Here is a 21,545-nt window from a genome sequence, read left to right as displayed (position 1 = left end):
CAGTTAATTTTCTCGCATGTCGAAATTTCAAATAAATACCTGCATATATCCAGTTAATTTCCGCTATCGGCAAGCTATCAGAGCCTTTTGCCTAATATAACTGTATATATGCGCTTATTTTCAAATGCATCACGATCTGTTGTGAATTAACTGGATATTTGCAGGTATTTCCATGTCTGACACTTTCAAAAGCCCCTTTTTACGTAGCGGGTCATCCCGCGCATACCTGCAAACAAAAAAGCTCAGGGTATCTTCCGCGAAAGAAGATGCCTTGAGCTTTTCTTTTGGAATCCGAATATCCGAGTATCTTGACCCTGTAGCATTAGAGGTTGCAGCGCGAAACGAACGGCTCTTTATCGCCTAAACCTCGCTCGCCTTAATCCATGATCGGCGGCTAAAGGATCGCATGTCCGTTAGAACGCTCATTTTCGTGATTCGCATTCCGTAACGGATCGTAGGGACGCTTAAAACGGAAAAACGGATGAAATCGGCACGGAAATCAGCTTTTTCACCGCTAAGCGTCATCTCGTTCCGTTACAAATCTCAATTCCCCGATTCGGGCCGCTAAGCGTCATGTCGATCCGTTACGCGTTGTTTTCTCCGGATTGCGATTGTCCGATCAGGTCAAGCGATTAGCATCCAAGTCAAGCCCCGACCTTCTCCGGCTCCAGCTCCGACGTGCACTGCGGGCAGCGGCTGGCTTTGGCGGAAATTTCGTTTAGGCAGCGCGGGCACTCGCGCGTCGTCTTTTCCGGTGCCGGCTTCTCGTGTTCTTTCCGTTTGAGCATATTAATGCCCTTCACGAGAATGAAAATACAGAACGCCACGATCAAAAAGTCGATGATGTTGTTGACAAACTGTCCGTACGCGATGACCGAAGCTCCGGCTTCCTGGGCTTGAGCCAGCGTGCGGATCGGCGAACCGTCCGCCATCGTGATGTCCGGATCGAGATTCCAAAACCGACTGCCGAAATCGATCCCGCCCATCACTTTTCCGAGCGGAGGCATGATGATGTCATTGACGAGCGACGTGACGATCTTGCCGAACGCTGCCCCGATAATGACGCCGACCGCCAGGTCGATGACGTTGCCGCGCATCGCAAACTCTTTGAATTCCTTGACGATTCCCATGAAAATTCCTCCTCGTTAGTTGAAAGGGTCGTTTGAAGTCGATTGAATATGTAATACGTTTTTTCCATTGTACACCAAATTCCCAAAATGAAAACTCACGTTTCATGTAATTTTCACTTTTCATTTTTACCGATTCGGAGTATACTTCAACCATTATTCTGTTTTTCGTATAGGTGCGGGAATCGGCCCGCATGTCTCTACCCGGTCGCCGGAACGATCGGACTACGGAAAACGACTGCCCGAAGCGTTCGCCGCTTCGGTTTACCGGCGTTTTGCGAATAGCGCTAACCCCTTCGAATCTGGCAGCATGCCTCGCACAGTGAGTCTTCGGCACTTGCGCAGGATGTACCCGCCATTCGAACGGAAGCTTTCGCCCTTGCCGGGCTTGATCTTTTTCCAAGATCCGCAGTCGTTCCTTCCATCGTCCGTTTCTCTTCCGCACCGGGAGAGAGGCGGGCTTTTTTGCGTTTCCGCTTTGGGCAATCGCCTTATACCAGACATCCGGGGGGAACTAATGATGAAATTATTGCAGGACAAAGTATTGAGCGAAGGTATCGTGCTCAGCGAGAAAGTATTGAAAGTGGATTCGTTCCTGAACCACCAGATGGATCCTGTGTTGATGAAAGAAGTCGGCAAAGAGTTCGCTCGCTTGTTCGAAGCCGAAGGCATCACCAAAGTGCTGACGATCGAATCGTCCGGCATCGCTCCGGCGATCATGGCCGCATTGGAACTCGAAGTGCCGATGATCTTCGCGCGCAAGCAGAAGTCGCTGACGCTGCGGGAGGACATTTACGTGGAAAAGGTTTACTCGTTCACGAAAGAGCAAAGCAACGACGTGACCGTATCGAAAAAATTCCTTTTCCCGAACGACCGGGTGCTCATCATCGACGACTTCCTCGCTCACGGCGAAGCGGCGCTTGGTCTGGCACGCATCGCGGAGCAAGCCGGAGCGACGGTGGCCGGTATCGGCATCGTGATCGAAAAGTCGTTCCAGAGCGGCGCTCAGCGTATTAAAGAAGCCGGTTACCGAGTGGAATCGCTGGTTCGGATCGCTTCGCTCGCGGACGGCAAAGTGACGTTCGCAACCGAAGAAACCGTACACTAAATCGCTCTCAATCCTGTAACCCGCAACAAGCTTTATCCGTTTCGACTTCAATTATTCTAGGGGGAATCACGTTTTATGAGTTCGGACCGCATTTTCCAAAAACACCGCCACCCGGCGAAAACTTTCTCGCTCGGCTTGCAGCACGTGCTCGCGATGTATGCGGGCGCGATCGTCGTGCCGATGATCGTCGGCAACGCGATCGGCATGACCCAAGAGCAGCTCACGTATCTGATCGCGATCGACCTGCTGGCGTGCGGCGTCGCGACGCTGATGCAGGTATGGGGCAATCGACTGTTCGGCATTAAGCTCCCGGTCGTGCTGGGCTGCGCGTTCCAGGCGGTCTCGCCCATGATCATGATCGGCAACGCGCCGGGCATGGGCATCGGGGCCATTTACGGGGCGATCATCGCTTCCGGTTTGTTCATCTTCATATTCTCCGGCCTGTTCGGTCAGTTGATTCGTCTGTTCCCGCCGATCGTGACGGGTTCCGTCGTGACGATCATCGGCGTGACGTTGATCCCGACGGCCATGACGAATCTGGGCGGCGGTCAAGGCGCGGAAGACTTCGGCAGCTTGTCGAACATCGCGCTCGGCTTCGGCGTACTGATCTTCATCGTGATTCTCAACCGCGTCTCGACCGGATTCATTCGTTCGATATCGATCCTGGTCGGCCTTGTAGTCGGTACGGTCGTCGCGGCATTCATGGGCAAAGTAGACTTCTCCCCGGTCGCGAACGCAAGCTGGTTCCATGCGATCACGCCTTTCCATTTCGCGGCTCCGGTCTTTAACCTCAGCGCGATCCTGACCATGATCCTCGTTGCGATCGTCAGTGTGGTCGAGTCGACAGGCGTATTCATGGTGTTGGGACGTATCGTCGGCCGGGACATCGGCTCCAAAGAGCTTGCGCGCGGCTACCGTGCGGAAGGCTTGGCGATCATGCTGGGCGGCATTTTCAACTCGTTCCCGTACACGACTTATTCGCAAAACGTCGGCCTCGTGCAAATGAGCCGCGTGAAGACTCGTGACGTCGTTGCCGTGGCGGGTATTCTGCTGGTGATCGTCGGCTTTATTCCGAAGATCGCGGCTACCGCACAATTGATTCCGCATTCCGTGCTCGGCGGCGCTATGGTCGCGTTGTTCGGTCTCGTTCTTTCGTCCGGCATACGCGTACTGGGCGATCAGGTCGATCTGTCCCGCCACGAAAACCTGTTCATCATCGCTTGCTCCGTGGGCATGGGACTCGGCGTATCAGTCGTGCCGGGACTGTTCGCGGGACTGCCGGAAGAGCTTCGCATCCTGGTGGACAACGGCATCATCGCGGGCAGCTTCACGGCGATTATCATGAACCTGCTCTTTAACGGATTGGGCGAAAAGAACGGTCATCTCAAAGTCACGTCGGACGACGATGTATTCGGCGGTGCGGAAGAAGCTGCGACGCAGGAAACTTCCTCGGCGGACGCTTCGAAAAAGAGCGTAGGCAGCGCGGTTTAAATAATGCCGTTCAATCAGAAGGACCGGATTTCTCTCATGAAGAGGGAAGCCGGTCCTTTTTGACTTGAAAAATAGGATCATTTCGGCAACCTGATCCGATGCAGCTTGGCGGACGTGTTCATCGAATCGTAGTAATACAGCCAATCGCCAACGACGAAAAACGCTCCAAACACGGGAGGATCAGGCTGGAGCAGCGGCTCGGGCACGTCGTTTGTCGAGGGCATAGTTTTCTGCTTTTTATCGGGGAGGTCCGCTTGGTACATGACCCCGTTATCGAGACTGTACAGCAGGCGATCTTTGACGATCGAGACTTTTGCCGCGTAATCGATCAGCCGAACCGTATGGTATTCCCCGTTCGCTTGGCGCCGATGCAGATCGATCTCGCCCCGTTCCGTCTGCGTCACGATTCCTTTTGAAGTGAAAAAGAACTGGTATACGCTTTGCGCAATCAATTCCCGTGCCCGACTTCCGTCCAGATTCATCACGTATAGGTTCCAATCTTCGGAGTGGTTTACGACATACAACTTTCCGGCATGAATTTGGGCAGGACCGATCCAGTCTTTCGTTAAGGTTCCGATCGCTCCCGACTGGAGATCCACATGCTTAAGCGCATAATTTTCGTCGCTGTCCAGATAATAAAGCTGTCCGTTCGCAACCCCGATGAGGCTGGAAAAGGAGGAGTCGACGAGCTTTTCGCGATTCTGTCCGTTTTTGCCCATCCGATAAATGCCGCCGTCCTTGTCGCGATTCGTATAATAAAGCCAGTCTTCATGCAAAAGAATCTGCAGAGCCGGCCGGTCCGAGATCAATTCAACCTCATCTCCCTGCGCGTTCATGGCATAAATGCGCCGCCCCGCCTGCTGATCGATGAAAAAGGTTCGCTCCCCGTCCGTTTGCAGAAAATAGCTTCCTTCCTCCGTCGGCAAGCTCTGTCCCAGGCGATAAAGCTCGGGGGTGGGCGTGTAGGAGGTATGATGATGCCACAACAACCAAGCAACTGCTACCGGAACGAACATCCCCGAAAACACTCCGATTCGTCGCCAGCTTTTTTTCGCATTTCCCATCCAAGCGCCTCCTCTTTCAAAAATGAACGCGCCCATTATTAGGAAAGTTCTGATACCGCCGAACGATTTCCTCCGTCATTTTTCGCTCACTTCCTGAATTTTTGAAAGAACCTGCCCCTAACATGGTTACAATAAGGATAGACGGCAAACACAAACGCACGGTTCGGCTACACGACCACCCTTTCAACTCTTAATCGGAGGATTGCGTTTTCCTGAAACGTACACGGGTTAGGTACGAAATCTCAGGGGAACGTAACCTTGCCTTTGGTGTTGACAAGGTACTACTATTCGCGTCGGGGTGAATTCATGAATAAAAAATGGTGGAAAGAAAGCGTCATTTACCAAATCTATCCGATCAGTTTCAAAGACACGACGGGCGACGGTAAAGGCGATCTGCGCGGCATCATCGAGAAATTGGATTATTTGCAGGAACTCGGCGTCGACGCGATCTGGATTTGTCCGATCTACGCGTCGCCGGATTATGATAACGGATACGATATCAGCGACTATTACGGCATCGACCGCAAGTACGGCACGATGGAAGACTTCGACGAACTGCTGCAAAAAGCGCACGCCCGCAATATCCGCATCATCATGGACCTGGTACTCAACCACAGCTCGCACGAGCATGAATGGTTTATCGAATCTTCGTCCTCCAAAGACAATCCGAAGCGGGACTATTACATCTGGCGCGAACCGAAAGAGAACGGCGGTTATCCGAACAACTGGGAATCGTACTTCAGCGGCTCCGTATGGGAGTTTGACGAACGGACGCAGGAATATTACATGCACCTCTACGCGAAGGAACAGCCGGATCTCAACTGGGAAAATCCCGAGGTGGTCCGCGAGCTGCACGACATGGTGAAGTGGTGGCTGGAAAAAGGCGTGGACGGCTTCCGTTTCGACGCGATCTCGCATATCGTCAAGGCCGAAGGCTTGCCTAACGCGGACAACCCGCAAAACCTTCCGGTCGTGCAGGCGTACCACTTCTTCTCCAATCTGGACAAAGTGCATTACTTCCTGCGGACGCTGAACGAAGACGTGCTGGACTTTTACGACATCATGAACGTGGGCGAAGTGTCCGGTCTCGGCCCCGAGCAAGCGCTCGATTACGTCGGGGAAGGCCGCAATGAGCTGGACATGATCTTCCAGTTCGAGCACATGTTCCTGGACGCGAAATCGGGCGGTACGGGCAAATGGGATATCAAGCCGTGGACGCTGATCGATCTGAAAAAGATCATGAGCCGCTGGCAGACCGTTTTGCACAAAAAAGGCTGGAACGCCAACTACATGAGCAACCACGACCAACCCCGCCAGGTATCGCGTTTCGGCAACGACGGCGATTACCGCGTGCGTTCGGCGAAAATGCTGGCCACGTTCCTGCATACCCTGCAAGGGACGCCGTACATTTATCAAGGCGAAGAGATCGGCATGACCAACGTGAGCTTCCCGTCGATCGATCAGTATCGGGACGTCGAGACCTTGAACTACTATAAGCAGTGCATGAAGCAAGGGATGGACGAGAAAGAAGTCATGCAGCGGATTTGGAAAAAGAGCCGCGATAACGCCCGTACCCCGATGCAGTGGAACGTCGAGGAGCACGCGGGCTTCACGGACGGTCAGCCCTGGATGGACGTTAATCCGAATTATCCCAAGATTAACGTTGAAGCGGCGCGCCGCGATCCGGATTCGATCTTCCACCATTACCGCAAACTGATCGAACTGCGCAAAAAGCACGAGGTTATCGTCTACGGCGATTACCGCTTGCTGCTGCCGGTGCATGAGGAAATTTATGCGTTCGTACGGAATTGGGAAGATGAAAAGCTGCTCGTCATTCTGAACTTCTTCAGCGGCGCGCCGACGTTCGAGTGGCCGGAAGATTTGCAGGGAATGAAGGAAGAACTGCTGATTTCGAATTACGAGCCGATCGACGGCGAGGAACTGTACAGTTTGAACCTGCGACCTTACGAGGCGCGGGTGTATAAGTTGAGTTAAAAGAGAGCCTTCCCGATCGTTTTCGGGAAGGCTTTGACTTTTTGCCGTGGCGTTTCGCGAGGGATTGGCTGCGCCCGGGATGCGGAGGGGGAGTATCGCTCCGGTCGCTGTCTCGATCTTCGATCTCAAAGGCGACCTTCGCGACACTCCCCCTCCGCGGGCTGCACCTCTCCTTGGCGAAACGGCAAAAAGCACGGGAGCCTTTCCGAAAAAAAGGAAGGCTCTTTTTTGGGGGAAGAAAAAAGAGGGAAAAAGAGATTAGAAGGAAGAATGTGGCGGGATGTGAGGGACTGGCCGGAGTCAGGGAAGCGTGCCGAAAATAAAAACTCCAGTTCGGCCTATGTCGATAGGGCCGGACTGGAGCAGTGGGGGACGGAGAAAAAGTTGCCGGCGGTGCTGCATCGATCAAGTCACGATGAGAGCGGGGATGTTCGGCTGGGTCAGCCCGAAATATCCGCGGGTTGATTGCTCAGATAGCGGGCGATCAGATCGTCGGCGATTTCGTCGGACGCATGGGGATGACCTAAGGCTGCGGCGCGGTCGCGAGCGGCTTGAAGTTTGATCGGGTCGCCTAGCAGAGAGGCGATCTGGGTAGCCAGCTCTTCGGCGGTGCGGGAGACGAAGGCGGCGCCTTGCGCTTCCAGATAGACGGCGTTATTGCGTTCCTGCCCCGGCACGGGGCGGAACAGGAAGATCGGGAGCCGACAGGCGAGCGATTCGGCGAGCGTGATGCCGCCGGGCTTGGTCACGATGCAGTCGCTCATGCGCATAAGCGAGGCGACGCGGTCAGTGAAGCCAAGCACCTGAATACGCTCGCTGTTGGCGTATTGCTGCGCAAGGCCGGTGCGCATTTCTTCGTTGCGTCCGCAAACGACGATGATCTGGATATCGTCTTGTTCGAGCAGCAGGTCGCAGACGCGGCGCAAGCCCAGCATGACGCCGTACGCTCCGGCCATGAGCAGCACCGTTTTGCGCGCGGGATCAAGCGAAATGCCCGGCACGGGCGATTCGCCCATACGCAGCGCGCGGGCTGCGGCAAATTCGAGCGCGTGCGATTCTGCGAAAGGTGCAGATTGACCGGATTTGGGAAGCGTCGGCAACGCTGTCGACGCTTCGCTTTCCTTTTCGCTCGAATCGGCGCTTGCACCCATAACTTCTGCGTCGGACGCAGAAGCGCTTTTTGCCGCGCCGAATCCGAAGCCTTCTTTGATCGGGATTCCGCTGACGGTAATCCGTTCCGGATCGATCCCGATCGCGGCCGCTTCCTGGCGCATTTCTTCCGTCGCGACATAGAACCGGTCCACGTCCGGATGCAGCCAACGGCCGTGCAAATCAAAGTCGGTCACGACGTTAACGATCGGAATATCCATCCCGATCTTGCGCCGAAGCTTCGGCATAACCATCTGCGGGAACGTATGAATGACGACTCCCGGCCGCTCGGTTTTCAGATATTCTTCCAGCCTGCGCGTGCCGAAAGCATGCAGAATATGGGCAAAAGGCTTATCGGCTTTCATATCTTTGGTCATGTTATAGACAAGGCCGTACAGGCCCGGAATCGTTCGGTAACTTTGCATATAGACAAATCGGGTCAAATCATTCAGCTTCGGATGTGCCTCGGCCATCAGATCCAGCATTTTGACTTGATGAATGCCGCGTTCATGGAGACTTTTCTCCAGTGCCTTGGTTGCCTGATAATGTCCGTCGCCGTAACTGGCATACAGGATCAGCACGTTTGGTTCCTGCGCTTGCATAGTTTCCTCCCTGGGAATTGCGAGATGATCCTATCATATCAACTTTCCTCCCACATTCACACTTTCGAGAAAGTTGCTTTGGTGGGGGAAGCGAGAAGACTGCGAGAGAAATTCGTTCAATTCGCTGTCTCACTCGGAAAATGGAATAGATTTGAATAAGGAATTTTCCGAGTTCAAAGGCGTCTTGACCTGAATTTCTCTCTCCGTCTTCTCGCTTCCAGCTACGTTGCAGTTTCGTGATACGAAAGACAAACCACCCAAAATTCAATGTCTCAATGTCTCAATGCCTCAAGCCGTTAATCCCTTAAGATTTGACTCTTTAAGCCCCTCTCCCAACTACACCCCGAGGAGCGAGTCCGTTTCGAACCGTAGCGCCTTTGGCTTTCCTCCCCTTCCTCTAAATCCTTTATTCCAGTCAGAGGGGGAGGAAAACGAACCAAGCGAAGGTCGAAACGGACTCGCTCCCGCGCCTCCCCCCGCAACCTTTTCCGAACATTCAGCGTCTATAGGTATAAGTTCGTAAAGAACTTGAAACGAGATAAAGGAAAATACAAATGTGATCGTTGCTCGCGTTTCATATCCAATTTCGTCGAAAAATGTTATACTCGTAAGTAAGCATCTTCTTAAAATCTGTTCATTAGCTTCGTTTTTCGTTTGGAGGAGAGTCGCATCCGGCCAAAGAGAGAGAAGAAAGGGCAAACCGGAAGTGATTCAGTAAGCATTTCGTCGGGTATCTAAGAAGTTAGGTGGATGTTTAGCTTCGCGGCGACACCGTCGTTGGCCGTAACACTAGGCAACGGAGCGCGGCGGACAAGGCGATAACCTCAAGGGGCGTCTGTCGGCAGCAGATTTTTTTGACATTCTCGATAACGAAATACGTTCCGGGAGGGAATTATGATGGCGACCAAAGGTCATAACGAAGTCAAGGAAAGTCTGCGGGAAATGACTCGTATTTTCCGTCCGAGTGATCCGAAGAAATTCGTAAAAGAATACGTTCGGAAGTATCACATTATGGGTGGCTACGAGGAAGAATTGACGCTGGTGGTGGAGAACGAGATGGGCAAGCTCAACTCGTCCGCTTCCTAGGAAAAGTTTCAGGCGGCTTAGGCCGTAACCGGATTTATCGTGAAGATGCCTTTGCCTTGCGACCCAACGCAGGCAAAACGATCAAAATCGGCAATATGCGAAATACCTGTTATCGAACATTCTCGACCGTCCTTTTCGGCTCTATGCCGGGAGGACGGTTTTTTTGGTTGCCGAAAGGGTGGCTTGACGAAAAGAAATAATTCGGTTAAATTGTGCTTATTGATATATACAGGAGCACAGATTGCGAAGGCTTGTTGCATCACTGTGCGGCGTAGAGCAGAACGGAGGTAAGGGGTGGACAGAATCTGGAATCAGGCTTGGCGAATCGTGGTTCGGGAATTGAAGATCGATCGGTATTATCTGACCGCTTCGACTTTATTTATTGCGTACATGGCCTTTTTTAGCGGACTTATGGTTTCGATGATCTCCGAGGAAGCGAGGTTTTCGCTTGTCGCCGATTTGTTTTTTTGGGCCGTCGCGTCGATGACCGGATATTATTTTTCCAGACGCATGATGAAGTTCCTTGCGGAAGATTCGTACACGCAGATGCTGGCTTATTACCGCGTGCTGCCGATCTCTCCTAAGGTCATTGCATTGGCTCGCTGCCAGCAACTGGCGTTGGCGACGGTATTTAACGGTATTTTGTTGTTTGGATTAATGTATGCCTTGCATTCAGGAATTCGCGAACAGTTGGACCCGGGCGCTTTTGTTGCTTTTGCGTTGCTATGGACAGGTTTTGGTCTCATCAGCAACAGCGCCTACGTCGTGCTTGAGCTGTCGGTACGCGGGAAGGCTTATTTCTGGTACAGTCTGGTGTTGGTCGTTGCTTTGACGCTGCTTGTGCTGATCCTGCATTTTTCGGGCGTTCATATCGTAGAAGGCACTATGCGAATCAGTAAGGAACATGGCGTCTTTTCGCCTATTGCATGGTCGTTTTTCGCGGCGGGAGTCTTGTCGATCTATGTATCGTATCGCGCCCTCGTCATCAAATTGCCCAAACGAAACCTGGCATGAGCATCATGGGACATAAAGGAGTGAAGTCATGCGGATACCCGTTCAAATCAACGAAAGCAGCGCGGAGCCCTTATATCATCAGATAGAGACGCAATTGCGCTCGCTCATCGTGACCGGGCAGATCGCCGAAGGTACGCTGCTGCCGTCCATCCGCGAATTCTCCGCAGACCTGAAATGCAGCGTCATCACCATTCGGCGCGTGTATCAGGATCTGGAGAACGAAGGACTGCTGCGCACGCGTCAAGGAACCGGAACCTTCGTGACGAAGGTAGATACGGATGATCGCGAAGCTTATAAAAAGCAGATCGTGCTGGAAGCGGTACGTGAGCTGATGGATACGGCGAGGTCGGTGGGCTATGCGCCGGATGAGCTTCGTCAGTTGGTGGATGAAACGCTTCGCGAAGCGGAGCGTAAATAGACGGGAATCCTGCCAAAAAGCCCCTTGCGCACAAATGCGGCAAAGGGAGTTGGAGGAGAGCTTCCCGATCCGGGCCGAGAAACAGCAACCAGAGGATGAAGGAGAAGTGGGAAGCGATGGAACATGCAGTGCTTGAATGGCGAAACGTCGTGAAAAAACGAGACCGAATGACGCTGGGCCCCGTTGATCTCAAGCTGTACGAAAATTATGTAACGGCGCTGATCGGACGCAACGGCTCCGGCAAGTCGACGTTGATGAAGCTGGCCACTCAGTTGATCCACCCGGATTCGGGCGAGATGGCCTGGTTCGGAGAGACGTATTCGGGTGAATTGCCTGTTGAGGTTCGATCCCGGATCGCGTACGTGCCGGAGAACTTCATTGCCGAAGAAGACGGTCTCAAGATGGACGAGGTCGCGGAGTTTCGGGCATCCTGGTACCCCAAATGGGATTGGCAGCGGTACGAAGAATTGCTGCATCGCTTTGACGTACCGGGGGGCAAGAAGTTAAACAAGCTGTCCAAGGGGCAACGCCGCAAGTTCGAGATTGCCGTTGCGCTGGCGACAAGGCCGAAGCTGCTGCTGCTCGACGAGCCTTCTTCGGGTCTTGACCCTTTTGCCTGGAAAACGATGATGAACGAAATTCGCCGCTGCGTGGACGAAGACGGCGCGACCGTGCTGATGTCTACGCATATCGTGGAAGAAGTTCGGCGGATGGCGGATTATCTGATTCTGGTTGAAAAGGGGCGTTCGCTCGGCATGCTCGAAAAAGATTCTTTGCTGGATCGCGGCCGGGAAATCTGGATTGCCCGCGACGACGAACTGTTGGAAGAGCTGCCGGCCGTCGTGGAATCCGCGATCGAGTCGGAGGGCATGGTGCGCTTCGTTACGCTGGATTATGCAGGCGCGGCGGCGCTGCTCGAAGAAGCCGGCACCAAGCCGATTCGGGTACGCGCACTGGAATTGGACGAGATGATGGAGCATTGGATGAACGGAGGCATTTCCGTAGACACCTTGTAGAAGCAGCAACCAGAGAAGAGCCCATAACGCTTTGCGGACATCCACAAATCCACGAACATGGAGAAGGAGGATGAAGATGACGGATCGACTGATTTTACAAAATGTAGTGAAGCGCTACGGCGATAAGACGGCTGTGGATCGAATCTCGCTCGGGGTGAAGGAAGGCGAAATTTACGGATTGCTCGGAGCCAACGGCGCGGGAAAAACGACGACCATGCGCATGGTACTGGGTCTGATTTATCCCGATGACGGGACGATTACATACGGAGGACGTCCATATGGGGGCGACGTGCAGCGTATGGTCGGCTATCTGCCGGAGGAACGGGGTCTGTATCCGAAGGTCAAGGTGAGCGAACAGATCGTCTATTTGGCGAAGCTGCGCGGCATGGACGGAGCGGAAGCGGACAAGAACCTTCGGTATTGGATGAAAAAGTTCGAAGCCGAAGAGTATTACGACAAACGGATCGAAGAACTGTCCAAAGGCAATCAGCAGAAAATGGGCTTTATCGCGGCAGTCGTGCACCGTCCGCAAATCCTGATTCTCGACGAAGCGTTCAGCGGCCTCGATCCAGTTAACGTCGAACTGCTGAAGCTGGCGGTCAAAGAACTTCGGGACGAAGGCGCAAGCATCCTGTTCTCGACGCACCGGATGGAGCATGTCGAGGAGCTGTGCCGGAATATCACGATTCTGGATCGTTCCAAGACCGTGCTGCAAGGCGATATCCGCGAGATCAAAAACGGCTTCCCGCGCGAGCAGATTCTTTTGAAAACCGCATCGGCTGTTGAAGGACTGGATGCGATTCCCGGCGTAACGGGAGTCGAAGGCGATCCGAACGGCTATCTGCTGCGAATCTCGGACGAATCGGCCGCGGTGCCCGTATTGACGGCAGCGATGAGCCAAAGCGAGGTCCGGCATTTCGAAGTAAAAGAACCCACGCTGAACCAAATCTTCATTCGATCGGTAGGTGAGCGCAATGAATAGACTGGGAACGGTGATCGGCTTTACGTTTAAAAACAAGGTACGCACCAAGTCTTTTGTGATCACGACGCTTCTGTTGGCTTTGTTGATGACGATCGGGATTCATGTGCCGTTCTTTATTCAGTTGTTTACGGGCGGGGACGAAGCCGGAGCGAATAAGATTGGCATCGCGGACGGCGGACAGACGGAGATTACGCAGCAGATTGAGGATTATGTGTCGGCGCTGCCGGGTAACGAGATTGAAATCGTGACTCTGCAAGGAGCGGATACGGCTGCGTTGAATACGGAAGCGAAGGAACAGGAGCTGAAAGGTTACTTGACCATTGCACCGAGCGAAGGCGGAGCGTTCCCGGCCGTTGAGTTTGTTTCCGAAAGCGGTTCTGTACCGGCTGACGTGCAAGCTGTACTGCAACCTGCGCTGGAAAGTGCCAAAACGCGGTTTATTACGGCAGGCGCGCTGAGCGACGAACAGATCGCGCAGCTCACGACGCCGGTTCGGCTTGGAGCGACCAGCTACGACCAATCGGCAGGAACGGAAACGCCGCCGACCGACGGACCGGAAAGCGACAAGTTCAATCCGATGAACTTTATCACGGTCTACGTGCTGATGACGCTGTTCTTCTTCTCGGCGATGCTGACGGGCAACATGATCGCGTCGGAAGTCACGTCGGAGAAAAGCTCGCGTGTCATGGAGATCTTGATCACCAGCGTATCGCCGCTGACGCAAATGTTCGGCAAAGTCATCGGGGTATTCCTGGTCGGATTGCTGCAAATCGGGGTGTTCGGCGTCACGATCGCGATCAATCTGATGCTGCCGCATAACCGCAACGTGTTGGCCGGCTTCGATCTCGATTTCTCGCAAATGCCGCTGGACGTGCTGGGTTACGGCTTGGTCTTCTACATCCTCGGCTACTTCCTGTACGCGCTGCTGTATGCCGCCGTGGGATCGATCGTCAGCCGCACCGAAGACCTCGGCCAAGCGGTGACGCCGCTGACCATGCTGTCGCTGGCCGCGTTCTATATCGGGATTTTCAGCCTTAACAGCACGAACTCGCTGCTAATGAAAATCTCGTCGTTCGTGCCGTTCACGTCGCCGACGACGATGATCGCGCGGATCGGCCTGGGCGAGATCGCGTTCTGGGAGATCCTGCTGTCGCTCGCGCTGCTGATCGCTTCGATCTTCTTCTTCGGCTGGCTGTCGGCCAAGATCTACCGGACGGGCGTGCTGATGTACGGCAAGCGTCCTTCGATGAAAGAGCTGCGCAAAGCGATGAAGGCGTATAAAATTTAAAAGATCGTTCACTTCGACCGCAAGCGGCTATAGCTATCTATAGCCGGCTTGCGGTTTTTTGTCGGGAAAAAGAAGAAAAAATAATAGTTGACCGATCGTTCTCGAAAGGAATATACTACGTACGAAAAGACACGCCTGCAAGCCGGGCTAGCTGTAACGCCGCAGTTGCCGATAGGTGAAATTGTTGCGTCAGAAGTAAAAGCTTATTTTTTTGACATTTTGAGAACAATCGTTCTAAAAAGGAGGATGAAAAATGGATTTTTCTAAACAAGTAGCAATCGTAAGCGGCGCGAACCGCGGGCTGGGCAAACAATTGGCGCTCGAACTTCTGGCCAGAGGAGCAAAAGTCTATGCGGGCGCAAGAAACCCGGAGTCGGTCGATCTGCCGGGAGCGATTCCGCTTCGGCTCGATGTCACGAACCCGGAATCGGTCGCGGCTGCCGTCGAGATCGCCAGAGACGCCACGGTATTGATCAATAACGCGGGATCGTGGACGGGAGCGTCCCTGCTGGCGGGCCGGTTGGAAGATATTCATGTGGAATTCGACACGCACGTGTTCGGAACGTTGTCGATGATGCGCGCCTTCGCGCCGGTTATCGAGCAAAACGGCGGCGGTTCGATTCTGAATATCCTGTCCGCGTTGTCGTGGGTCAACATTGGCTCGGAAGGCGCGTATTCGGCCGCCAAATCGGCGCAATGGGCTGTCACGAACGCGCTGCGTCTGGAATTGGCGCCCAAAAATATCCGGGTAACCGGTCTGCACGTGGGGTTCATGGATACGGACATGACCGCAGGGGTTCAAGCGCCAAAGTCGTCGCCTGCGGATATTGCGCGCATCGCGATCGACGGCATCGAAGCCGGGCTTTACGAGATCGTGGCGGACGACATAAGCCGTCAGGTTCAACAGGGTTTGGCCGGAGGCGTAGCCGCGCTGTATCCGGATTTGGCGTAAAAAACGCATCGGTCGGATCGGCCTGCCAAAGCCGAATCGGCAGAACCGGCTCATTCTTCACTTATCGATCCCGACATGATACATTGATTTTGGGAGGGATCGTTATGGCTAGGAGCAGGGAATTCGAGATCAACGAAGTATTGGAGAAAGCAATGATGCTTTTTTGGGAACAGGGATACGAGAAGACGTCGATGAACGATCTCGTCGAACATATGGGGATTCATCGCAGAAGCTTATACGACACGTTCGGCGACAAACATTCGTTGTTCTTGCAAGCGATGGACCGGTATATCGGCAAAGTCGAAACGACGCTGAATAGCCAAGCGAAGCAGGCCCGGACGGCAACCGAAGCGCTGCGATCCGTATTTGGATTCATGATCGCCGAATCCGAACATTCGCCGTCCGGCTGCATGATCGTGAACGCGATGACGGAACTGGCCGCGCGCGATGCCGAAATCAACGTCAAATCCCTTTGTTCCGTTGCGTCGACGGAGGAGCTATTTGAACGGATTATCGTTTGGGGGCAGCGAGAAGGGGAATTTTCGTCCGACTGCGAGCCCAAAGAAACGGCCGAATATTTGCAAGCTTTGTCCGTCGGCATCAGAGCGATGGGACGAACCGCGATCGACAAAGAGAAGCTGGTTCGCGTCATGAACAGCGCGACGCGATTTCTGACGAAATAAGCCGGATTTTTTTGAATATAGTAGAATTATCATTCTCAAAAGTGCAAGCAGATTTTTAAAAGGGACGTTTCCGTTTGTTCAGGAAGCGTCCCTTTTTGTCGGCCATACGCCTAGAATTCATGCAAGGACTTCGCGTTCAAAGCGCCGAGCAGATGTTCAAGGTAACGCAGCGTATCTTCTTTGGAGCCGTCATTGCCGTGCAAGAATCGCCATTCGAGCACCAAAAGCACGGTATTGCAATAATGGTCGGCAATGATTTCGTGCGGAACTTGATCGCGGTAGCGGCAAATATTCGGATCGAACATTTCGCGTACCCGGTCGCCCAACTGAACGCGGAAATGGAACAATAAAAAGCTCTCTTTGGCATTATGCTTGATGATCCGGTTCAGCGTGCTTTGATGAGCTTCGATAAAATCGTAAGCCCGGTCGAATAAGACGAACAATCGCTGCTCCGGTTCTGTTTCTTCATACTGCTCCAAACGAATCTGTCGATTCAGGCAGTGCCAGATGTAATGCAGCAGATCGTATTTATCGTCGAAGTAGTTATAAAAGGTAGCGCGCGGATAATTGCTTTTCTCGCACAACTCGTTCACTGTGATTTGTTCGAACGATTTGCCGGTGAGGGCGTCCAGCATGGCGGCGGTAAAAGCATCCAGCGTCCGCTGCGCGCCGCGGGTCGTTTTTTTCGTCCAATCTCTTTTCACGGGGCAGCCTCCTTTTTTGCATATTTCGCAATCTGTCCAAAACCGGACATTTGCCCGAATTTGAATCTTGCCTAAGGTCGGGAGCAAGCTTATCATGAGTCTAAGATCTTGACAAGTGTCCAAATATTTACGTTTGTTTAAAAGGAGCAGAGACAATGAATACAATGTTAAAAGTTGCGCAACCGCTAACCTTGCCGGGCGGAGCGGTAATCAAAAACCGATTTTTCAAATCGGCGATGAGCGAGGCGATGGCGGATCGATCCAACTCGCCGAATCGCCTGCATGTCGAGCTGTATCGAAAATGGGCCGAAGGCGGAACCGGGATCGTCATTACGGGGAACGTCATGGTGGATCGCGGCGCGCTCGGGGAACCGGGTAACGTCGCGATCGAGGATCGACGCGATATGGAACAGCTCAAGCGTTGGGCGCAGGCGGGAACACAGGGCGGCACCCATCTGTGGATGCAGATCAATCACCCGGGCAAGCAGTCGCCGCGAACGATGTCCAAGCAGCCCGTCGCGCCGAGCGCGATTCCGATGGGGGGAAGTTACGGACGTGCGTTCAAGGCTCCACGCGAATTGGCGAACGCGGAGGTGAAAAATATCGTGAAGCGCTTCGTCGCCACCGCGCAGATTGCGCAAGAAGCGGGATTCACCGGCGTTCAAATCCACGGCGCGCACGGTTATCTGGTCAACCAATTCTTGTCGCCTGCGGACAACCGCAGAACGGACGAATACGGCGGCAGCCGTGAAAACCGCATGCGCTTCCTGATCGAAATTTATGACGGGATGCGCGGGGCGTTGGGGGCTGATTTTCCGATCGGATTGAAGCTTAATTCGTCCGACTTCAAGGAAGGCGGATTCACGGAAGAAGATTCGCTGGCGGTCATCGAACAAATGGCGAAGCGCGGAATCGATCTGATCGAGATTTCCGGCGGCAACTACGAAAATCCGAAAATGTCTGCCGATGACGGCGGCGAAGTTTTTTTCCTGAAGTATGCGGAGCGGATTCGCTCCCTCGTCGACGTGCCGATCGTCGTCACGGGCGGATTCCGCTCGCAGGCGGGCATGGAAGAAGCGCTGACCGCGGGCAAGACTTCCATGATCGGCATTGCGCGCCCGATGGCCCTGGTACCGGATATTCCGAACCACATACTGGAAGGCCGTTACGACACGGTTAACACGCAGCGGCTGACGACGGGTTTCTCTTCGCTGGACCGCAAACTCGGCGCGATGATCGGGTTGAGTTATTACGAGCAGCAGATGAAGCGCATCGCGCAAGACAAGCCGGTCAAGCTGCATACGAACGGCTGGGACCCGCTGCTGCACACGCTTCGCGAGCAGGGCATCGCGGCGTTCATGCCCCGACGCTCGAATTGAGCAGACAGGACATCGCATCCCCCAAAAGGACACTCGTTTTTCCCGCTGCCGGAATGATGACCGGTTCCGCAGTGCGGATCGCCTAAGAATAAATAAGGCTTGGGGCTGGTCTCGATTTGGCTTAACATAGATTATGAGAAGAGTGCATAAAAAGAGATCATTCATTTCGATGAAGGGTCTCTTTTTATTCGGGAAATTAAATGAACGGTTGAAAAAGGAGTGAGCGTGCTGTTCAGCGCAGACGATCTTAAAGAGTGGTTGGTCAAATACGATGTGGAAAAACGATGCCATGACAGTTTTTGGTTAAGTCTGAACAATTATAAAACGGAGGAGCCGGACGAATATGAGGAGTACTTTTCGAATTTTGATCCGTCCAAGCTCGTGTTAAAGATCCAATCCGTTTCCATCAGTTACTTGAACTATCCGGATTTGAATTATAATCATGTGAGAGTCTACATGCCTATTCGATATCAGGATAAAAAAATCGGCTATTACGAGTTGTGGTTGGCTTTTGACGGTACGGTTGAAGACGATTATTTCGTATTGGAGTAGTTATAGAAGGGGATGAACGTATGCGTATTCTTATATTAGGCGCAACCGGGCGAGTCGGCAGTTTGATCGTTGAGCATGCTTTACGCTACGAACATGAGGTGACGGCGCTCGTGCGCGATCCAGGCAAGGTTCGAGCCCGCGAAGGACTGACAGTCAATAAGGGAAATGCCTGCAACGCTGCGGACATTCGGCGCGTCATGGAAGGGCAGCAGGCTGTGATCAGCGCGTTGAATACGGACAAAACAACGACGCTCAGCGACAGTATGCCGATCATCATCGACGCCATGCGGGAGTTCGGCATTCGGCGGATCGTAACGGTCGGCACCGCCGGAATTTTGCAAAGCCGCACCGAGCCGGAGCTGCTGCGCTATCAATCGAGCGACTCCAAACGCAAATCGACCCGCGCCGCCGAGGAGCACCGACGCGTGTACGAGCTGCTGCAAGCATCGGAACTGGACTGGACGATCGTCTGCCCGACGTATTTGCCGGACGGGGAAGCAGTAGGCGGATATCGGGTGGAGCGGGATAGACTGCCGGAAGGCGGGGAACGGATCACGGTGGGGGATACGGCGCAGTTCGCGTACGGTCAGTTGGAGAGTCGGGAGTATGTAGGCTGTCGTGTAGGGATTGCTTATTAACGGACGGGAGTTGCGCAAGGATACGGGGAGGCGAATCATGCGCGGTAAATATTTCGGGGCAGGCCTGGCGATGCTCGTGTTTCTCATGATGTATTTGACCGCTTGCGGAAGCGACGATACCGAAGTCCCTTCCGGATTCATTTCGCTGAGCGAAGCAATCAATAAAACGAACGGCTCTCTACGTTACGTGGCGTGGGAGAGCCAAATTTCATTTTTGGATGCCGACGATAACACGATCTATCAAACCGGGTTCGAAAATAAGGATTTTATCGTTAAGTACAAGGATAAGTATTATATCAATGAAGCAAAGTATTTAGAGATGGTCGGAGTCTCAAAGGCAAACACGGAGTAGCGACATCGGACTTATCGTTCAGTTGTCTTCGCCAATGCTGCATATAAACAACAATTCATGAATGCCGCGATACATGCCTTGCTTTTACTCTGGTTGGATACGATCGTATCCAGTGCCCAATGCTCGAAACTCTCGTGGATTCTCTTTGTAGGAAAGTTGTAGTGGCTTCAGAAAATTTTACATTCCACCCCTCTCACATTTCCCGCACAAATGGTACAATGCAGGATGAAACTGAAACCGGTCGCCTTCTTATCCGTAAAAGCAGGGTAAGCAAGTTGCGTCCTTTTTTATTTTAAACAAGTCTATTTATTCGAATGCGAGGTTTGATTGAAAGTGGGAGTCAAGGTAATAACCAAAGAACAAGTATGGCAGTTGCGTCATCAGGTCATGTGGCCGCAGGAAGAGTTTGATTACATCAAGCTGCCGGACGACGATGAAGGGATTCATTACGGATTGTTCGATGGAAAAGAAGTGATCTCGGTCGTGTCGCTGTTCGTGCAAGGGAAGGACGCTCAGTTCCGCAAGCTTGCCACGTTGGCGGATCGGCAGGGCGAAGGCTGCGGCAGCAAGCTGTTGACCCATGTACTGAACGAAGCGAAACGCAAAGGCGTGAAGCATATCTGCTGCAATGCCAGAAGCAACAAAGTATCGTTTTACGAGAAATTCGGGCTGGAGCAAACGCAGGTCGTGTTTAACAAAGGCGGTCAAGAGTACGTGGTGATGGAGCGTTTCTATTAATGGCAAAAGGAGGCGGGACGGTTTGTCGGATCGGCAAAAACGTCCCGTTTTGATTTGCCGAATTTGCGGCGGTTGGTATAAACTAGAGGATAGTGTTTTTTTCAAAGGGGGAAGCAAGCATGGGGCAAGAAAAAACGTCCAAGAAAAACAAGCTGTTGAAGATTTTTTCCAGAGTGTTGTTGATTGTGATCGGTGCCGTTATTACCGCGTATGGCCTTGAAGCCGTACTCATTCCCAACCGAGTGTCGGATGGCGGCGTGACCGGCCTGAGCATCGTGGGTTCCCAGTTGTTCGGCCTGCCGCTCGGCCTTCTGATCGGTATCATCAATATCCCGTTCGTGTGGCTCGGCTACAAGCAGATCGGGAAAAGCTTCGCTTTGTACTCCATCGTCGGCATTGCGGCACTCGCGATCAGCGCGAGCCTGATGCACCACGTTCCGACGATCATCGAAGGCGATACGCTGCTCGTCACCGTCGTCGGCGGTATCATCATCGGTACCGGCATGGGTCTGGCCCTGCGTAACGGCGGCGCGCTCGACGGGATCGACATGCTGGCCGTCCTGTTGTCCCGCAAGCTGCCTTTCGGTACAAGTGACCTGATCCTGTTCCTGAACACCTTCGTGTTCGTCGTCGTGTCTTTCGTCTTCGGCCTGCAAGGCGCGATCCTGTCGGCTCTTGCTTACTTTATCGCTTCCAAGGTCATTCACATCGTCGAAGAAGGTCTCAGCGGCTCCAAAACGTTCAAAATCATCACCAACCAACCGGAGATCATGGTCGAAACGATCCGCGACCGCCTCGGCCGCGGCGCGACCTATTCCGACGCTTACGGCGGATACAGCAATGAACAATTCAAAGAAATCACCTGCGTCATCAACCGGATGGAAGAAAGCAAAATCAAAGAAATCATCCACGAAATCGACCCCAACGCTTTCGTCGTCGTCTACGACGTCGCCGAAGTCAGAGGCGGTAATTTCAAGAAAAAAGACATCCACTAAGCTCTTACACTTTGCAACCATGCAAAGCTTATCGCGAAACAGCGTTGCAAACGCACATTTCGCCTATAATTTTGTAGAGCCCGTAGAACTTGCACCGCAAAGAGGCCGTTCCCAAATTCATTGGGAACGGCCTTTCTTCTACCCACCACTAGTCGTCAAACCCAGCGGAGGGAGGGATTCAGTGTAGAAGCGTTAGCGTTCGCCTTTGACTT

General features: G+C 53.2%; 21 protein-coding genes and 1 riboswitch. Of the genes, 17 read left to right on the top strand and 4 right to left on the bottom strand.

The genetic code is table 11. The features are described 5' to 3' along the window. Window positions 1-644: 644 nt before the first annotated feature. Entirely contained in the window at window positions 645-1,130 is a 486-nt protein-coding gene (gene mscL / locus SACSAC_RS07240) for a large conductance mechanosensitive channel protein MscL (RefSeq protein WP_037284972.1), read from the bottom strand. Window positions 1,131-1,275: 145 nt separating this feature from the next. Beyond that, window positions 1,276-1,375, top strand: a riboswitch (purine riboswitch). A gap of 272 nt (window positions 1,376-1,647) precedes the next feature. On the opposite strand from mscL, the gene SACSAC_RS07235 reads away from it, so the two are divergent. Both SACSAC_RS07235 and SACSAC_RS07230 read left to right on the top strand, forming a co-directional pair. Continuing rightward, a complete protein-coding gene (locus tag SACSAC_RS07235) occupies window positions 1,648-2,235 on the top strand; it encodes a xanthine phosphoribosyltransferase (RefSeq protein ID WP_037284970.1) in 588 nt (195 codons plus the stop codon). A gap of 75 nt (window positions 2,236-2,310) precedes the next feature. Further along, window positions 2,311-3,726 carry a nucleobase:cation symporter-2 family protein gene (locus SACSAC_RS07230; protein ID WP_037284968.1) on the top strand — a complete coding sequence of 472 codons (1,416 nt, stop codon included), beginning with the start codon at window positions 2,311-2,313 and terminating at the stop codon, window positions 3,724-3,726. 77 nt (window positions 3,727-3,803) lie between these two features. On the opposite strand, the gene SACSAC_RS07225 is transcribed toward SACSAC_RS07230, so the two are convergent. Further along, on the bottom strand, window positions 3,804-4,790 hold the full coding sequence (locus SACSAC_RS07225) for a DUF5050 domain-containing protein (RefSeq protein ID WP_037284966.1): 987 nt from the start codon (window positions 4,788-4,790) through the stop codon (window positions 3,804-3,806). Window positions 4,791-5,096: 306 nt separating this feature from the next. Between SACSAC_RS07225 and SACSAC_RS07220 the strand changes: the two genes are divergently transcribed. Further along, complete coding sequence (locus tag SACSAC_RS07220) at window positions 5,097-6,785, top strand: glycoside hydrolase family 13 protein (RefSeq protein ID WP_037284965.1); 1,689 nt, start codon at window positions 5,097-5,099, stop codon at window positions 6,783-6,785. Between the two features lie 440 nt (window positions 6,786-7,225). Here SACSAC_RS07220 and SACSAC_RS07210 read toward each other — a convergent pair whose 3' ends face one another. Continuing rightward, window positions 7,226-8,536: an MGDG synthase family glycosyltransferase gene (locus SACSAC_RS07210; RefSeq protein WP_037284961.1), complete on the bottom strand. Its 1,311-nt coding sequence runs from the start codon at window positions 8,534-8,536 to the stop codon at window positions 7,226-7,228. Between the two features lie 897 nt (window positions 8,537-9,433). Between SACSAC_RS07210 and SACSAC_RS07205 the strand changes: the two genes are divergently transcribed. From SACSAC_RS07205 to SACSAC_RS07170, 8 genes are all read left to right on the top strand, one after another. Then, window positions 9,434-9,622 (top strand): hypothetical protein, encoded by a 189-nt coding sequence (locus tag SACSAC_RS07205; protein WP_018977850.1) that lies wholly within the window; start codon window positions 9,434-9,436, stop codon window positions 9,620-9,622. Between the two features lie 294 nt (window positions 9,623-9,916). Continuing rightward, on the top strand, window positions 9,917-10,636 hold the full coding sequence (locus SACSAC_RS07200) for a hypothetical protein (RefSeq protein ID WP_037284958.1): 720 nt from the start codon (window positions 9,917-9,919) through the stop codon (window positions 10,634-10,636). A gap of 28 nt (window positions 10,637-10,664) precedes the next feature. After that, on the top strand, window positions 10,665-11,054 hold the full coding sequence (locus SACSAC_RS07195; RefSeq protein ID WP_037284956.1) for a GntR family transcriptional regulator: 390 nt from the start codon (window positions 10,665-10,667) through the stop codon (window positions 11,052-11,054). 116 nt (window positions 11,055-11,170) lie between these two features. Then, window positions 11,171-12,070, top strand: coding sequence for an ABC transporter ATP-binding protein (locus SACSAC_RS07190; protein WP_037284955.1), 900 nt, complete (start codon window positions 11,171-11,173; stop codon window positions 12,068-12,070). Window positions 12,071-12,146: 76 nt separating this feature from the next. Next, window positions 12,147-13,052, top strand: a complete 906-nt coding sequence (locus tag SACSAC_RS07185; protein WP_037284953.1) for an ABC transporter ATP-binding protein — start codon at window positions 12,147-12,149, stop codon at window positions 13,050-13,052. Next, window positions 13,045-14,340 (top strand): ABC transporter permease, encoded by a 1,296-nt coding sequence (locus SACSAC_RS07180; protein ID WP_037284951.1) that lies wholly within the window; start codon window positions 13,045-13,047, stop codon window positions 14,338-14,340. Before SACSAC_RS07185 ends, SACSAC_RS07180 begins: the two co-directional genes overlap by 8 nt. Window positions 14,341-14,593: 253 nt before the next feature. Continuing rightward, window positions 14,594-15,292: an SDR family oxidoreductase gene (locus tag SACSAC_RS07175; RefSeq protein WP_037284948.1), complete on the top strand. Its 699-nt coding sequence runs from the start codon at window positions 14,594-14,596 to the stop codon at window positions 15,290-15,292. 104 nt (window positions 15,293-15,396) lie between these two features. Next, window positions 15,397-15,975: a TetR/AcrR family transcriptional regulator gene (locus SACSAC_RS07170; RefSeq protein ID WP_037284946.1), complete on the top strand. Its 579-nt coding sequence runs from the start codon at window positions 15,397-15,399 to the stop codon at window positions 15,973-15,975. Between the two features lie 110 nt (window positions 15,976-16,085). Here the strand turns inward: SACSAC_RS07170 and SACSAC_RS07165 are convergent, their stop codons facing one another. Beyond that, a complete protein-coding gene (locus tag SACSAC_RS07165) occupies window positions 16,086-16,679 on the bottom strand; it encodes a TetR/AcrR family transcriptional regulator (RefSeq protein ID WP_037284944.1) in 594 nt (197 codons plus the stop codon). A gap of 155 nt (window positions 16,680-16,834) precedes the next feature. Between SACSAC_RS07165 and SACSAC_RS07160 the strand changes: the two genes are divergently transcribed. The 6 genes from SACSAC_RS07160 (at window position 16,835) to SACSAC_RS07135 (ending at window position 21,333) form a co-directional block, all read left to right on the top strand. After that, window positions 16,835-18,058 (top strand): NADH:flavin oxidoreductase/NADH oxidase family protein, encoded by a 1,224-nt coding sequence (locus tag SACSAC_RS07160; RefSeq protein ID WP_037284942.1) that lies wholly within the window; start codon window positions 16,835-16,837, stop codon window positions 18,056-18,058. A 225-nt stretch (window positions 18,059-18,283) separates the two neighbouring features. Next, entirely contained in the window at window positions 18,284-18,610 is a 327-nt protein-coding gene (locus tag SACSAC_RS07155; RefSeq protein WP_051506939.1) for a hypothetical protein, read from the top strand. Window positions 18,611-18,630: 20 nt separating this feature from the next. Then, window positions 18,631-19,248, top strand: a complete 618-nt coding sequence (locus tag SACSAC_RS07150; RefSeq protein WP_037284940.1) for an NAD(P)-dependent oxidoreductase — start codon at window positions 18,631-18,633, stop codon at window positions 19,246-19,248. A 37-nt stretch (window positions 19,249-19,285) separates the two neighbouring features. Next, complete coding sequence (locus SACSAC_RS07145) at window positions 19,286-19,600, top strand: hypothetical protein (RefSeq protein WP_037284939.1); 315 nt, start codon at window positions 19,286-19,288, stop codon at window positions 19,598-19,600. Between the two features lie 333 nt (window positions 19,601-19,933). After that, window positions 19,934-20,338, top strand: a complete 405-nt coding sequence (locus SACSAC_RS07140; protein WP_245608597.1) for a GNAT family N-acetyltransferase — start codon at window positions 19,934-19,936, stop codon at window positions 20,336-20,338. Between the two features lie 119 nt (window positions 20,339-20,457). After that, the gene (locus tag SACSAC_RS07135) at window positions 20,458-21,333 is read left to right on the top strand and encodes a YitT family protein (RefSeq protein ID WP_037284935.1); all 876 of its coding nucleotides are present in this window, start codon (window positions 20,458-20,460) and stop codon (window positions 21,331-21,333) included. The last annotated feature ends 212 nt before the right edge of the window (window positions 21,334-21,545 follow it).

Source organism: Saccharibacillus sacchari DSM 19268, assembly GCF_000585395.1.
GTDB classification, from domain to species: Bacteria; Bacillota; Bacilli; order Paenibacillales; family Paenibacillaceae; genus Saccharibacillus; species Saccharibacillus sacchari.
Note: the sequence above shows the minus strand (reverse complement) of the source record. Positions and strands in the feature narration are given on the sequence as shown.

What these genes read in the sequence shown, in the direction of transcription:
- SACSAC_RS07145 (WP_037284939.1), top strand. Translation starts at nt 19,286, where the DNA reads ATGCGCGGTAAATATTTCGGGGCAGGCCTGGCGATGCTCGTGTTTCTC.
- SACSAC_RS07150 (WP_037284940.1), top strand. Translation starts at nt 18,631, where the DNA reads ATGCGTATTCTTATATTAGGCGCAACCGGGCGAGTCGGCAGTTTGATC.
- SACSAC_RS07205 (WP_018977850.1), top strand. Translation starts at nt 9,434, where the DNA reads ATGGCGACCAAAGGTCATAACGAAGTCAAGGAAAGTCTGCGGGAAATG.
- SACSAC_RS07160 (WP_037284942.1), top strand. Translation starts at nt 16,835, where the DNA reads ATGAATACAATGTTAAAAGTTGCGCAACCGCTAACCTTGCCGGGCGGA.
- SACSAC_RS07185 (WP_037284953.1), top strand. Translation starts at nt 12,147, where the DNA reads ATGACGGATCGACTGATTTTACAAAATGTAGTGAAGCGCTACGGCGAT.
- SACSAC_RS07190 (WP_037284955.1), top strand. Translation starts at nt 11,171, where the DNA reads ATGGAACATGCAGTGCTTGAATGGCGAAACGTCGTGAAAAAACGAGAC.
- SACSAC_RS07230 (WP_037284968.1), top strand. Translation starts at nt 2,311, where the DNA reads ATGAGTTCGGACCGCATTTTCCAAAAACACCGCCACCCGGCGAAAACT.
- SACSAC_RS07210 (WP_037284961.1), bottom strand. Translation starts at nt 8,536, where the DNA reads ATGCAAGCGCAGGAACCAAACGTGCTGATCCTGTATGCCAGTTACGGC.
- SACSAC_RS07225 (WP_037284966.1), bottom strand. Translation starts at nt 4,790, where the DNA reads ATGGGAAATGCGAAAAAAAGCTGGCGACGAATCGGAGTGTTTTCGGGG.
- SACSAC_RS07180 (WP_037284951.1), top strand. Translation starts at nt 13,045, where the DNA reads ATGAATAGACTGGGAACGGTGATCGGCTTTACGTTTAAAAACAAGGTA.
- SACSAC_RS07195 (WP_037284956.1), top strand. Translation starts at nt 10,665, where the DNA reads ATGCGGATACCCGTTCAAATCAACGAAAGCAGCGCGGAGCCCTTATAT.
- SACSAC_RS07175 (WP_037284948.1), top strand. Translation starts at nt 14,594, where the DNA reads ATGGATTTTTCTAAACAAGTAGCAATCGTAAGCGGCGCGAACCGCGGG.
- SACSAC_RS07220 (WP_037284965.1), top strand. Translation starts at nt 5,097, where the DNA reads ATGAATAAAAAATGGTGGAAAGAAAGCGTCATTTACCAAATCTATCCG.
- SACSAC_RS07235 (WP_037284970.1), top strand. Translation starts at nt 1,648, where the DNA reads ATGAAATTATTGCAGGACAAAGTATTGAGCGAAGGTATCGTGCTCAGC.
- SACSAC_RS07170 (WP_037284946.1), top strand. Translation starts at nt 15,397, where the DNA reads ATGGCTAGGAGCAGGGAATTCGAGATCAACGAAGTATTGGAGAAAGCA.
- mscL (WP_037284972.1), bottom strand. Translation starts at nt 1,130, where the DNA reads ATGGGAATCGTCAAGGAATTCAAAGAGTTTGCGATGCGCGGCAACGTC.
- SACSAC_RS07135 (WP_037284935.1), top strand. Translation starts at nt 20,458, where the DNA reads ATGGGGCAAGAAAAAACGTCCAAGAAAAACAAGCTGTTGAAGATTTTT.